Source organism: Pectobacterium punjabense, assembly GCF_012427845.1.
GTDB lineage: Bacteria > Pseudomonadota > Gammaproteobacteria > Enterobacterales > Enterobacteriaceae > Pectobacterium > Pectobacterium punjabense.
The window spans coordinates 4,043,833-4,056,921 of sequence record NZ_CP038498.1; the positions used below are offsets into that span (position 1 = coordinate 4,043,833).

At 49.8% G+C, this 13,089-nt stretch carries 11 protein-coding genes; 4 read left to right on the top strand and 7 right to left on the bottom strand.

Going from position 1 to position 13,089, the window contains the following annotated elements:
* Window positions 1-285 precede the first annotated feature (285 nt).
* Window positions 286-549 carry a 30S ribosomal protein S20 gene (rpsT, locus tag E2566_RS18330; RefSeq protein WP_005973217.1) on the top strand — a complete coding sequence of 88 codons (264 nt, stop codon included), beginning with the start codon at window positions 286-288 and terminating at the stop codon, window positions 547-549.
* A gap of 95 nt (window positions 550-644) precedes the next feature.
* On the opposite strand, the gene nhaR is transcribed toward rpsT, so the two are convergent.
* The 4 genes from nhaR to dnaK all read right to left on the bottom strand — a co-directional run bounded on the left by nhaR (window position 645) and on the right by dnaK (window position 6,200).
* The gene (nhaR, locus tag E2566_RS18335) at window positions 645-1,550 is read right to left on the bottom strand and encodes a transcriptional activator NhaR (RefSeq protein ID WP_107169203.1); all 906 of its coding nucleotides are present in this window, start codon (window positions 1,548-1,550) and stop codon (window positions 645-647) included.
* A gap of 32 nt (window positions 1,551-1,582) precedes the next feature.
* The gene (gene nhaA / locus E2566_RS18340) at window positions 1,583-2,779 is read right to left on the bottom strand and encodes a Na+/H+ antiporter NhaA (RefSeq protein WP_107169204.1); all 1,197 of its coding nucleotides are present in this window, start codon (window positions 2,777-2,779) and stop codon (window positions 1,583-1,585) included.
* A gap of 268 nt (window positions 2,780-3,047) precedes the next feature.
* Window positions 3,048-4,184 (bottom strand): molecular chaperone DnaJ, encoded by a 1,137-nt coding sequence (gene dnaJ, locus E2566_RS18345; RefSeq protein ID WP_014701502.1) that lies wholly within the window; start codon window positions 4,182-4,184, stop codon window positions 3,048-3,050.
* A gap of 108 nt (window positions 4,185-4,292) precedes the next feature.
* Window positions 4,293-6,200 carry a molecular chaperone DnaK gene (gene dnaK, locus E2566_RS18350; protein WP_107169205.1) on the bottom strand — a complete coding sequence of 636 codons (1,908 nt, stop codon included), beginning with the start codon at window positions 6,198-6,200 and terminating at the stop codon, window positions 4,293-4,295.
* 490 nt (window positions 6,201-6,690) lie between these two features.
* Between dnaK and satP the strand changes: the two genes are divergently transcribed.
* Complete coding sequence (gene satP, locus E2566_RS18355; RefSeq protein WP_005973207.1) at window positions 6,691-7,266, top strand: acetate uptake transporter; 576 nt, start codon at window positions 6,691-6,693, stop codon at window positions 7,264-7,266.
* 133 nt (window positions 7,267-7,399) lie between these two features.
* On the opposite strand, the gene E2566_RS18360 is transcribed toward satP, so the two are convergent.
* Together E2566_RS18360 and mog are read right to left on the bottom strand one after the other, a co-directional pair.
* Window positions 7,400-8,737 carry an MFS transporter gene (locus E2566_RS18360; RefSeq protein ID WP_168444511.1) on the bottom strand — a complete coding sequence of 446 codons (1,338 nt, stop codon included), beginning with the start codon at window positions 8,735-8,737 and terminating at the stop codon, window positions 7,400-7,402.
* Window positions 8,738-8,859: 122 nt separating this feature from the next.
* On the bottom strand, window positions 8,860-9,447 hold the full coding sequence (mog, locus tag E2566_RS18365; RefSeq protein ID WP_107169207.1) for a molybdopterin adenylyltransferase: 588 nt from the start codon (window positions 9,445-9,447) through the stop codon (window positions 8,860-8,862).
* Window positions 9,448-9,834: 387 nt separating this feature from the next.
* Here mog and E2566_RS18370 point away from each other — a divergent pair, with 387 nt between their 5' ends.
* A complete protein-coding gene (locus E2566_RS18370) occupies window positions 9,835-10,923 on the top strand; it encodes a GGDEF domain-containing protein (RefSeq protein WP_107169208.1) in 1,089 nt (362 codons plus the stop codon).
* A gap of 76 nt (window positions 10,924-10,999) precedes the next feature.
* Here the strand turns inward: E2566_RS18370 and tal are convergent, their stop codons facing one another.
* Window positions 11,000-11,953, bottom strand: a complete 954-nt coding sequence (tal, locus tag E2566_RS18375; RefSeq protein ID WP_107169209.1) for a transaldolase — start codon at window positions 11,951-11,953, stop codon at window positions 11,000-11,002.
* Window positions 11,954-12,276: 323 nt separating this feature from the next.
* Here tal and yaaA point away from each other — a divergent pair, with 323 nt between their 5' ends.
* On the top strand, window positions 12,277-13,050 hold the full coding sequence (yaaA, locus tag E2566_RS18380) for a peroxide stress protein YaaA (RefSeq protein ID WP_107169210.1): 774 nt from the start codon (window positions 12,277-12,279) through the stop codon (window positions 13,048-13,050).
* Window positions 13,051-13,089 lie beyond the last annotated feature (39 nt).

Here is a 13,089-nt window from a genome sequence, read left to right on the forward strand (position 1 = left end):
ATCGATGAATGAGGCGCATATGCAGAATATCCAGGTAGCGGATGTCCCATCCAATCCGACTTTACCGAGAGCAGACAGGGCTTTATCAAATTCAAGATGAAATTATGATGCGAAAGGCTGTATTCCACCGCGTGAAGCTGCTAAAATCCTGCGCCATCACAACGTAACAAGTGTCGACGTACAAACGACGCTTATTTGCACAAATCCATTGACAAACGAAGGCTAAACGAGCATATTCCACGGCCTTTGAATTGTCCTCGATTGAATATATTTGGGAGTTGGACCTTGGCTAATATCAAATCAGCTAAGAAACGCGCCGTACAATCTGAGAAGCGCCGTAAGCATAACGCAAGCCGTCGCTCAATGATGCGTACTTTCATCAAGAAAGTATATGCGGCGATCGCTACTGGCGATAAAGAAGTGGCACAGAAAGCGTTTAATGACATGCAACCGATCGTGGATCGCCAGGCTGGTAAAGGTCTGATTCACAAGAACAAAGCTGCACGTCATAAATCCAATCTGGTTGCGCGCATCAACGCCATGCAATAATCACGCATCTGCGTGTAGTTGCTAAAAAACCGGCTTAGGCCGGTTTTTTTGTATCTATTGTACGACAAGTGCTCAAGTGCTTATGCATCGTCCCGTTATAGACTTGCTGTTCTATCGCGGAAAAGCGCAGTGAAATCCGCGTTACAGACACGCTGCACTGCGGGGTGCTGGATCATTCTGGCCGCAAAAATCGCATAATACTCGTCCTGGATGTTCTCGATCCTTCCAATCTCGACGATATCCCCCTGCTGGTAGATTTCATTAGCATACAGCGACGGCGCAACGAAAATCGCATCGTTATTAATGCCAAACGCCGTCATCAGCGCCGCATCATCAAACTCACCCAAAATATCCGCCTGAATATTCTGCGCCGTAAACCAATTCAATAGCTTGCGTCCCAGCATGGTTCTACGTCCTGGAATCAGTAATTTACGTTGTTCAAGACAGGCAGGGAAAGCGTGCTCAGGCTGTGGGCGCTTACAATAAAAGCTCACACCACATTCACCTAACTTGAGTGAAAACAGCCCTTCCTGCTGCGTCGAATCCACCGGACAATCCGACAGAATCATATCCAGTTTATGCTGACTCAACTGCTCCAACAGCATCTCATGCGTCGACTCAAAACAACGCAAATGAATATGTTCCTGTTCTGTTACGACCGTTTCCAGCACCCTGCTTACCAGCCGTTTGGACAACGCATCGGCCACGCCAACGTCGAATAGCAGATTCGATTCTTTGCGGTAGTTCACAATATCCAACATTTCCTGGCTGAGCTGGAACATGCTATCCGCATAGCGAAAAACGAGCTGCCCCAGCTCTGTCGGTTCCAGCCCTCGCCCTTTACGCTTGAAAAGTTTGCCCTGCAAACGCTCTTCCAGGCATTTAATTTGCCCGGTGATCGTCTGCGGGGTTAAAAACAGCGTTTCTGCCGCACCGGCAACGGAGCCAGACTTATAAACCTGCCAGAAATAATAGAGATGGTTAAAATTCAAATGAGACACACCCGCCTCCTCTTCGCGCCTCTCGCATCGCATCAACCCTTACACGGCTGAACCACCTTGTCCAGCGCTGGCAACACCCCGCGTAATGCCAGATAACCCAGCAGCGCTGCCAGTCCTGACGCCAGCAAGATCCCCAGCTTGGCGTAGGTAATCAACGCCTCATCACCGCCAGAGAATGCCAGCAGCGTAATAAATATCGACATAGTAAAGCCGATACCACACAGCACAGAGACCGCCACAATCTGGTTAAAGTGCACACCAGCAGGCAGACGCGCATAGCCCAGCCGAAGGGTTAGCCAACTGAACAAGGTAATGCCCAGTGGTTTACCAAGCAACAGCCCAGCAGCGATACCGAGGCTCAACGGGGAAAACAGTTTTTCCAACACAATTCCCTGCAATACAATGCCTGCGTTGGCGAATGCAAACAGCGGTATAATCAGAAACGCGACCCACGTTTGTAAGCCATGCTCCAGCATGATTGCCGGAGAAGGCTGCCCGCCTGACGTGCGCAAAGGAATAAAGAATCCAACGATCACACCAGCCAGCGTCGCATGAACGCCGCATTTCAGAATGCACACCCACAAAACGATCCCCACCAGCAAATAGGCGGACGTTTTCATGACCTGCTGTCGGTTCATATAGGCCAGAACCGCGATTGCCAGCACCGCCCCCCCCAGCGCAGGCCAGAAAATCTGCTGCGTATAAAACAGAGCGATAATCAGGATCGCTCCCAGATCGTCAATGATCGCCAGCGCCAGCAGGAAGACTTTCAACCCTGCTGGAACGCGCTTGCCCAATAACGTCAGTACCCCGATGGCAAACGCGATGTCTGTCGCAGCGGGGATAGCCCAGCCAGCGCGCGTCACCTCATCATTCGCATTAAAAAGCAGAAAGAGCAAAGCGGGAAAAACCATTCCACCTACCGCAGCAGCCAATGGCAACATCGCCTGCTGACGACTGGCTAATGTGCCTTCGACTAACTCGCGTTTTACTTCCAGACCAATCAGCAGGAAAAAAATCGCCATCAAGCCATCATTAATCCACAGCAGCAGGTTCTTATTGATTTCCAGCGCACCAAAGCGCATTTCCACTGGCATCATCAGGAATTGTTGATAGCCCAAAGCAGTAACAGACCAATTGGCAAGTACGATCGCCAACATCGTTGCCATCATTAGCACCACGCCAGCGGCCACATCCAAGCGAATAAAGCGGCGAATCATTGTTATCATTGACTTAATCTCCCATCAGGCACGAACATCAATATCGAACGTCCGCTTTCTTGCAGGCAAGATTACGCAATACAATCATTCGTTAAAAGTAGATTAAAACTGACTTAACACTCGAAAAAAACGATCTATTGAATTGAGGGTATTGAGAAAAAAGCATAAAAAACGTTGCGCAGCAACGGCCACCGAGTGACGGACAACGATTTCTGTCATAAAAAAAACCGGCGGGATTACCCCACCGGTTTTTCTGCCACGCGTTAACGAAAAGCGATTAACGGGTCAAATCGTCGAAAAACTTCTTCACGCCGTCGAAAAAGTTTTTCGAACGTGGACTGTTTCTTTCGCCAGACGGGCCACCGAAACTCTCATCGAGTTCTTGCAGCAATTGTCTCTGCCGCTCGTTCAGATTAACTGGCGTTTCCACAACCACGCGGCACAGCAGATCGCCCTGTGCACCGCCGCGAACCGATTTCACACCTTTGCCGCGCATACGGAACAGTTTTCCGGTTTGCGTTTCCGCAGGCACTTTCAGCTTCACGCGGCCATCCAGCGTCGGGACTTCAATCTCGCCGCCTAATGCTGCCATTGCAAAGTTGATCGGCACTTCGCAGTACAGGTTGTTTTCTTCACGCTGGAAGATCGGATGCGCTTTAACCTGAACCTGAACGTACAAATCGCCTGACGGTGCGCCGTGCTCGCCTGCTTCACCCTCGCCAGATAAGCGGATACGGTCGCCCGTGTCCACACCCGCCGGAATTTTCACCGACAGCGTTTTGCTTTTCTCTACGCGACCATGGCCGTGACATTTGACGCACGGATCTTTAATGATCTTACCGCGACCATGACAGTGCGGACACGCCTGCTGCACGGTAAAGAACCCCTGGCGCATCTGTACCTGACCGTTACCATGACAGGTTGGACAGGTGACCGGTGAGCTACCCGGCTTCGCACCGTTGCCGTGGCACACATCACACTCTTCCAGCGCAGGAATACGGATCTCTTTGGTGACGCCACGTACCGCTTCTTCCAGCGTCAACTCCATGTTGTAGCGTAAATCGGAGCCACGGCTTGCGCGCTGACGACGGCCACCGCCAAAGATGTCTCCGAACACGTCGCCAAAAATATCACCAAAATCAGCACCGCCGCCGCCAAAGCCACCGCCGCCTCCGCCCATACCACCCTGCTCAAACGCCGCGTGACCGTACTGATCGTAAGCTGCGCGTTTTTGCGAATCGATAAGGATCTCGTAGGCTTCTTTGATCTCTTTAAACTTGGCTTCTGCCTCGCTATCACCAGGATTACGATCCGGGTGGTACTTCATCGCCAGACGCTTGTACGCTTTCTTTATTTCGCGCTCATCCGCGCTTTTAGCAACGCCCAGGCTTTCGTAATAATCTTGCTTCGCCATTTCTTTTCCTGCCCCTCAACATGCGTGCACGGGCGCAGAGTTTCCTCGACGCCCGTGCTGATTGCCAGCAATAGCCTTGTGGCTGCTACTGCGCCCGCTCAAGGGCGATTACTTTTTGTCTTTTACTTCTTCAAACTCAGCATCAACGACATCGTCGTCGCGACGAGCAGAAGCATCATCAGCGGCGCCTTCAGCACCAGGCTGTGGCTGAGACGCTTCCAGCAGCTTGCCGGAAACCTGAACCAGCGCCTGAATTTTCGCTTCGATTTCTGCTTTATCTTCGCCTTTCAGCGCGCTTTCCAGCGCTTTCAACGCGTCATCAATGGCAGCTTTGTCATCGGCGGCCAGTTTATCACCCACTTCTTCCAGCTGCTTACGCGTACTGTGCAGCAGATGATCGCCTTGGTTACGTGCCTGAACCAGCTCTTCAAACTTACGGTCAGCTTCAGCGTTGGCTTCTGCATCGCGTACCATTTTCTGAATTTCTTCTTCGTTCAGACCAGAAGAAGCCTTGATGGTGATTTTCTGCTCGCGACCGCTGTTTTTGTCTTTCGCGGAAACGTGCAGAATACCGTCGGCATCGATGTCGAAAGTAACTTCGATCTGCGGCATACCGCGCGGTGCAGCCTGAATACCATCCAGGTTAAATTGACCCAAGGATTTGTTGTCATGCGCGCGCTTACGCTCACCCTGCAGAACGTGAATCGTTACCGCAGACTGGTTGTCTTCCGCCGTAGAGAACACCTGACTGTGTTTCGTCGGGATCGTGGTGTTCTTAGCAATCAGCGCCGTCATCACGCCGCCCATGGTTTCGATACCCAGAGACAGCGGGCTTACATCCAGCAGCAGAACGTCTTTCACGTCACCAGACAACACACCGCCCTGAACCGCAGCACCGATGGCAACCGCTTCGTCCGGGTTCACGTCTTTACGTGGCTCTTTACCGAAGAAGTCAGCGACTTTCTTCTGTACCAGAGGCATACGCGTCTGACCACCAACCAGAATCACGTCCTGAATTTCAGAAACAGACAGGCCAGCATCCTGTAATGCGACTTTCAGCGGCTCAAGAGAACGGTTCACCAGTTCTTCGACCAGAGATTCCAGTTTCGCACGAGTCACTTTGATGTTCAGGTGCTTAGGACCGGTCGCGTCAGCCGTGATGTACGGCAGGTTAACGTCGGTCTGCTGTGCAGAAGACAGCTCAATCTTGGCTTTTTCTGCTGCTTCTTTCAGACGCTGCATCGCCAGTGGATCGTTACGCAGGTCGAAACTTTGCTCTTTCTTAAATTCGTCAACCAGATAGTTGATCATACGGCTATCGAAGTCTTCACCACCCAGGTGGGTATCACCGTTGGTCGCCAGCACTTCAAAGGTTTTTTCGCCATCAACTTCGTCGATTTCGATGATGGAAATATCGAACGTACCGCCGCCCAAGTCGTAAACCGCGATAGTACGGTTGCCAACTTCTTTATCCAGACCATACGCCAGCGCTGCCGCGGTTGGTTCGTTGATGATACGTTTGACTTCCAGACCCGCGATACGACCAGCATCTTTGGTTGCCTGACGCTGCGCATCGTTGAAGTAAGCCGGTACGGTGATAACCGCTTCGGAGATCGTCTCACCCAGATAATCTTCCGCCGTTTTCTTCATTTTTTTCAGCACTTCAGCTGAAATCTGCGGCGGAGCCATTTTCTGATCTTTCACTTCCAGCCATGCATCGCCATTATCCGCCGCGATGATTTTGTACGGCATGATGTTGGCATCGCGCTGAACTTCTTCGTCTTTGAAACGACGACCAATCAGACGCTTGATAGCAAACAGGGTATTTTTCGGGTTGGTCACTGCCTGACGTTTAGCCGGTTGGCCAACCAAAGTTTCACCGTCTTGCGTATAAGCAATGATTGAAGGCGTGGTGCGATCGCCTTCGCTATTTTCCAGTACTTTTACCTGAGTACCGTCAATAATCGCGACACAAGAGTTGGTTGTACCCAGGTCGATACCAATAATCTTACCCATCTAAACATCTCCACTAAAAAGTCATATTCGGTGTGGTGGTTAAACCTACTACCTACTGTGCGGGCGAAATGTCGTTTTTCAACAAGATTTCTCGTTTTATAGCGACACACCCTCGTTTTTCATCAGCAGCACACGTTTCATTTTCATGCTAACTACCGATGTAACGGCCCGACACACGCCTTTGCGGCAGGTCAAACTGTTTCGGTTGGAAATAAGATGGGGCCAACATTTCTATCATCAAGGGGGGAAGATGAAAAAAAATGGCCTTTATCCCTCTTACGATCAAACTATTCTGCCTTCCCGATGTTGTGTCCATTCCAAACGCCCGATATGATGCCGCGCTCGTCGCAAAAATGGGGACATATCCCTACACAATGGCGGGCAATAACACCTAAACGACACCTATCCCAACGTGATTGGCGCATTCGCTAACCTTAATGCCGCGCCCGACGCGAAGGGACTATTAATAATCTGTTATTGCAGAGGATTTATGAGCACGAACACGTTGGCAAATCCTGGTCCATTAGGACTGATGGGCTTCGGGATGACCACTATTCTGTTGAACCTGCACAACGCAGGCTTTTTCCCACTTTCTTCAATCATTCTCAGCATGGGTATCTTCTACGGCGGTATTGCCCAGATTCTGGCTGGCCTGTTGGAATATAAAAAAGGTAATACGTTTGGCGTGACAGCGTTTACGTCTTATGGCGCATTCTGGCTGACGCTGGTTGCCATTCTCGTCCTGCCGAAAATGGGTCTGGCGGAAGCCAGCGACGCGCAGTTCCTTGGTGTATTCCTGGGTCTGTGGGGCGTCTTCACACTGTTTATGTTCTTCGGTACATTCGGCACCAACCGTGCCCTGCAATTTGTATTCGGTAGCCTGACCGTGCTGTTTGCTCTACTGGCCGTAGGTAACTTTACTGGCAACCACGCACTGCTAACCTTCGCGGGTTACGAAGGTATCATCTGTGGCGCTAGCGCCATTTATCTGGCAATGGCTGAAGTGCTGAACGAGAAGTTTGGCCGCACCGTACTGCCAATTGGTGCTCGTGGCGCGTCTCACTGAGTTCTGGCGCAGCATAAATACCGACGCGATAGACGCTGTTTATAAGCACTAGCCCGCGTTAAATAGCAACGAGCCTTGTCAACCTGACAGGGCTCGTTTGTTTTTGATGAAGAGCTTGTTTGATAACGTGGGTTTAAACGTTGACAGGTGACCGATCGCCCGCGTCGCTATCTTCCGAAGAACGCGAATCAGCATCCAAATCGCGTTGCAAATAAACGCCTAGCAGTAATCCTACCGCAGCCAGCGTCAAGACATAGAATGCCGGAGCCATCGGTGTCGCCTTCATGATCAGCGTGACAAAGACGGGCGTCAGGCCACCAAAAATGGCATAGGACACGTTGTAGGAAAAAGAAAGTCCTGAGAATCGGACCGCAGCGGGAAATGCCCGCACCATGACATAAGGCACCCCACCCACGATGCCAACACTGAGCCCTACAATCGCATAGCTGACAAAGAGCAATGTTGTACTGCTTGCCGCCGAACTATAAAAGAACCAGCTACACACGGCTAACAGCAGGCTACCCACAATGAACAACCTGCTGGCACCGAAACGATCAACCAACAGCCCTGCTCCGACGCAGCCCACCATCAGCGCAATCGTTGCCAGACAGTTCGCCTGCAATGCCAGCGCGGCCGATATACCGTGGACTTTTTGCAGATAGGTTGGTGCCATCAGAATAACGACGACGATACACGCAGACAGCAGCCAGGTCAGCAGCATTGACACCACAACCGCACGTTTATGATTTAAGACAACCGATTTCAGCGGCAGCTCTTCCGCCAGCTTTTTCTGCGCCTGCATTTCCATAAAAATGGGCGTTTCTTGTAACCAGCGACGCAGATACATCGCCACAAGGCCAAATACCCCGCCGATGAAAAACGGCAACCGCCAACCACCACCCGACATCTGCTCTGGCGTGAGCACCGTATTCAAGAGCGTTGCGATCAGCGAACCCAGCAGAATCCCCATCGTCAACCCGGCGGTCAACGTACCGCAGGCAAATCCAATGCGAGCACGAGGCACATGCTCTGCAACGAAGACCCATGCGCCGGGAACTTCACCACCAATTGCCGCACCTTGCAGCACGCGCATGAACAGCAGTAACAGCGGAGCCGCAATACCAATGGCTTCATAGGTTGGTAGCAGACCCATTGCCAGCGTTGGTAACGCCATCAGTAATATGCTCAGACTGAACATTTTCTTACGCCCACTCTTATCGCCAAAGTGAGCCATGATGATGCCCCCAAGCGGGCGAGCCAGATAGCCAGCAGCAAAGATACCGAACGTCTGTACCTGCCGCAGCCATTCTGGAATATCTGGCGGGAAGAAGAGATCGCCAATAACCGCAGCAAAAAAGACGAAAATAATAAAATCATAAAACTCTAGCGCGCCACCCAGCGCAGCCAGAGACAGCGTTTTATAGTCCTGCCGATTCAGCCGACGAGGATAGGCGTGTTGATTCTGAGTCATAAATTACCGTGCATTGCCAGAGTGAAAAAGACGTCACCGCAGTGTGTAAAGTAGAAATTACTATAGCGGCAAAAATTTTATACACCAGCAAAGCTGAATCTTATGTTTCAAATCGCCTAACTTCAGTCTTTTATTTCGCGCACCGCATTTTTAGGGCGAAAAGCTGCTACTACATCCACATTGGTTTCAATATAAGGGCCTTCCAGCAGTTGGATACAATACGGTACGCTGGCAAAAATACCGGCCACAATCACCTTGCCATCGGCATCTTTTAAACCTTCCAGCGTTTCCTTAATCGCCTTAGGTTGCCCTGGTAAATTGAGAATCAGCGCCTGTTTACGCAGCACCCCCACCTGACGAGAGAGGATCGCGGTAGGCACGAAACGCAGGCTGATCTGCCGCATTTGCTCGCCAAATCCAGGCATTTCTCGATCGGCAACGGCCAGCGTGGCATCCGGCGTGACATCACGACGTGCAGGCCCCGTGCCTCCCGTCGTTAACACCAAATGGCAGCCGCGTTCATCCACCAGCTCACACAGCGTTTGTTCAATCATCGACTGTTCATCCGGCACTAGCCGAGTTTCCACGTCAAAAGGCGTCGTCAGGGCACTGCGAAGCCAGGATTCCAATTCTGGGATACCTTTATCCTGATAAATTCCGCTGGAAGCGCGATCGGATACGGAGACCAAACCAATACGTAGTACGTTCATAAGCACCTCAATTTAAACAAAAAATAAATTTTATCAGGATAGTGAACGCTTTTATCAAAGAATTAGCGCTTATAAAAAAATTCCTATCACACCCGTTATTTCGCACGCTGCGTGATACAGCATTTGATAATGGTTATTAATTGTCGTCTCAAAAAACCATGAAATTACTTAAATTAATAATACCGCCACGAAATTAAAATTAAAAAATCGCAGGCGAATAAAAAAATCGCTTACCCATTAAGAGCCAAGGAAATAGGCCGATATATTAAAGAGAAAAAGGATGATATCCGCCATGACAGAACATCACGAAAAATCAAATCATATGATAAAATTAAAGCACTTCTTTAGTATCACAATAAGTAAAAAAGCCTTATCAAGGAAGTCGCCATGAACGACCTTAAGTATAAGATACTTAAACTTTTTGCCCATCCGACATACGCATTTTTCCTGTTCGGGGCGATTTCTTTTATCTTCACCATCGTTATTATGCATGAAGCCAACAAATCGACTTGGAAAGCAGAACGCACCAATCTCGATACCGCAATCAAAACCTATGGTTCCTACAGCAACAGCGGTGAAGTAACAGAAAGCGATATGACCCGGCAATCCGGCACTTATTTATCTTCACGAACCAGAACAGTAGCCTTTAACACTCGAAATTCACGTAGTGAATGCATAAACAAGCTTTCTTCTTCCGATCTCACTTTCAACGATATGGCCGTGATCCGAACCTGCCAAAATAAATTGCCGTCTATCGGTGACTATGCAGGTAAAGACACGCTGACAGTTATTTTCCCTATACTGTCTCCCACCGATGAACTACTGGGCATTTGGATAAGAACAACGTCGGAAAAACCACAACCATCATTTATCCAGACGCTATTTTCTCTGTCATCGACCCTCATTATTGTTGGTAGCGTAGTGCTTTTCGCTATTTTAGGCAGCCTGCTGTCACTTCTGGCAAAAAAATACCTGATAGAACTGCCGATCATTGCCAAATACGACGATCTGACTGGCTATTTACGGCGAGATGCGTTCTTTCTGGCAACGAATAAAGCCTTTAGTATCGCCAATCTGACCAAGCGGCCCGTTAGCGTCATGCTGATCGATATCGACCATTTTAAACGAGTGAATGACAGCTTCGGCCATAGCGTCGGCGATGACGCATTGAGATTCATTGCCGACACATTCAAGAAATCATTTCGCCGCGAAGATATTTTTGGCCGTATTGGCGGCGATGAATTCGCTATTGTTTTACCGAATACCGGATTGGACGATGCTTACACGATCGTCGATCGAGCCAGAGAGCGTATTAGCGACACACCTTGTGATACAACCGCAGGAAAAATCAGGCTAACGGTGAGCATCGGACTGGTTGAATACCATACCGCAGAGGAAGATTTAAGCGAGGTCATGAAACGCGCCGATGACAATCTTTATATCGCGAAGAAAACGCGTAACGCGACGGCGAGATAGGTTTCGCCTCCCTCAGCAACGAACCACAGACAAAAAAATAGCCGGGATTTCCCGGCTATTTTTATTTGCACAATGCTTACAGTAAATCTGCAATCATTTTTTCCAGTTTTTCCTGGTCAATCGCAAACTTACGAATACCGTCGGCCAGTTTATCAATCGCCATTGGGTCTTGGTTGTGCTGCCAGTAGAATTCAGCTTCTGTCATTTTCGCTGGACGAACTTTCACCTCACCGACATAAGACAGCTTACGAACCACTTCACCTTCGCTTTCTGACAGTTCTTTCAGCAGGGCTGGTGCAATCGTCAGGCGGTCACACCCGGCCAGTTCCAAAATCTCACCGACATTACGGAAGCTCGCGCCCATCACAACGGTTTCATAGCCGTGCTCTTTGTAGTAATCATAGATTTCGCTAACAGAAACCACGCCCGGATCTTCATGCGGCGCGAAGTCTTTCTTGTCGCCATTGGCTTTGTACCAATCCAGAATACGGCCAACAAACGGTGAAATCAGGAACACGCCAGCTTCGGCACAAGCACGCGCCTGTGCAAAGGAGAACAGCAGCGTCAGGTTACAGTTGATGCCTTCTTTTTCCAGTTGCTCCGCCGCGCGGATGCCCTGCCAGGTTGAGGCTAACTTAATCAGGATACGCTCGTTGCTGATGCCTGCGTCGTTGTACAGTTTGATCAGGTGCTTAGCTTTCGCCACGCTAGCCTCGGTGTCATAAGACAAACGCGCATCGACTTCAGTAGAGATACGGCCGGGGATCAATTTTAAAATTTCGAGACCAATGTTGACCGCCAGTTTATCCGTGGCATCCACGACCTGCTGTTTACGATCGCTGCTCTGCTCGCGCGCCCAAGCAATAGCCTCGTCGATTAGCTTACGGTATTCAGGAATCTGCGCCGCGTTCAAAATCAGTGAAGGGTTGGTGGTCGCGTCTTGCGGTTGGTACAGTTTCATTGCCGCAATATCACCGGTATCAGCGACAACTGTGGTCAATTGGCGTAGGGAAGTCAGTTTATCCGTCATGTTGGCATGTCTCGTTGTTTATACGTGGTGCTCGTGAATGAAAATAGCTCGTATATGAATCGACTTGTTATGTAATCAGGTGGCCATCTGTTTTGCGCCGAAATCTGATAATAACACGCGCGTTTTACCGTGCAAGCCGACTGTTAATCCTCTCCACACAGCCTCACCTCTGACCACGCTAAAATCATCGCACCGGGAAAATGAAGCGTCTTAAAAGATGAAGCTATTTCTTAAAAGATGAAGCTATTGTAGCCATCGCCGTTTTCTTATCAGGTTCTTGCTATAGTAGGCGCATCAAAAATCAGACCGACAGGACATGGCGCATGCTTATTACTATTTCACCCGCAAAAACGCTCGACTACACCAGTCCGTTGGCAACAACGCGTTACACCCAGCCGGAACTCCTGAACTATTCCAGCCAGTTAATTAACGTGTGTAAAAAGCTGACGCCAGCGCAGATCGCCTCACTGATGAGCATCAGCGATAAATTGGCTGACCTGAACGCGGGTCGCTTTAACGAGTGGCACCCAGATTTCACGCCGGAGAATGCGCGTCAGGCGCTGTTAGCATTTAAGGGCGACGTCTACACCGGATTAGCCGCAGAAGATTTCAGCGAAGATGACTTTGATTTCGCCCAGCAGCATTTGCGTATGCTGTCAGGTCTCTACGGCGTGTTGCGCCCACTGGATTTGATGCAGCCGTATCGGCTGGAAATGGGCACCAAACTGGAAAATAAAACCGGTAAAGATCTCTACAGCTTCTGGGGCGATACCATTACCGAAAAGCTGAATCAGGCGCTACGCGATCAAGGCGACGACGTACTGATTAATCTGGCATCGGATGAGTATTTCAAAGCCGTTAAACCGAAAAAGCTCAATGCTCGTTTGATCAAGCCCGTCTTTTTGGATGAGAAAAACGGTAAATTCAAGGTGATCAGCTTCTACGCTAAGAAAGCGCGAGGCCTGATGAGTCGTTTCATTATTCAAAACCGTCTGACTCAACCGGAACAGTTGAAAGCGTTTAATCTGGACGGTTACTTCTTCGAGGCAGCAGACTCGTCAAATGACGAACTGGTATTTAAGCGCCACGAACAGTAAGTCGAAAATGTAAAAAGGGCGGAATTCTCCGCCCTTACT

What these genes read in the sequence shown, in the direction of transcription:
- nhaA (WP_107169204.1), bottom strand. Translation starts at nt 2,779, where the DNA reads ATGATAACAATGATTCGCCGCTTTATTCGCTTGGATGTGGCCGCTGGC.
- dnaJ (WP_014701502.1), bottom strand. Translation starts at nt 4,184, where the DNA reads ATGGCGAAGCAAGATTATTACGAAAGCCTGGGCGTTGCTAAAAGCGCG.
- dnaK (WP_107169205.1), bottom strand. Translation starts at nt 6,200, where the DNA reads ATGGGTAAGATTATTGGTATCGACCTGGGTACAACCAACTCTTGTGTC.
- satP (WP_005973207.1), top strand. Translation starts at nt 6,691, where the DNA reads ATGAGCACGAACACGTTGGCAAATCCTGGTCCATTAGGACTGATGGGC.
- E2566_RS18360 (WP_168444511.1), bottom strand. Translation starts at nt 8,737, where the DNA reads ATGACTCAGAATCAACACGCCTATCCTCGTCGGCTGAATCGGCAGGAC.
- mog (WP_107169207.1), bottom strand. Translation starts at nt 9,447, where the DNA reads ATGAACGTACTACGTATTGGTTTGGTCTCCGTATCCGATCGCGCTTCC.
- E2566_RS18370 (WP_107169208.1), top strand. Translation starts at nt 9,835, where the DNA reads ATGAACGACCTTAAGTATAAGATACTTAAACTTTTTGCCCATCCGACA.
- tal (WP_107169209.1), bottom strand. Translation starts at nt 11,953, where the DNA reads ATGACGGATAAACTGACTTCCCTACGCCAATTGACCACAGTTGTCGCT.
- yaaA (WP_107169210.1), top strand. Translation starts at nt 12,277, where the DNA reads ATGCTTATTACTATTTCACCCGCAAAAACGCTCGACTACACCAGTCCG.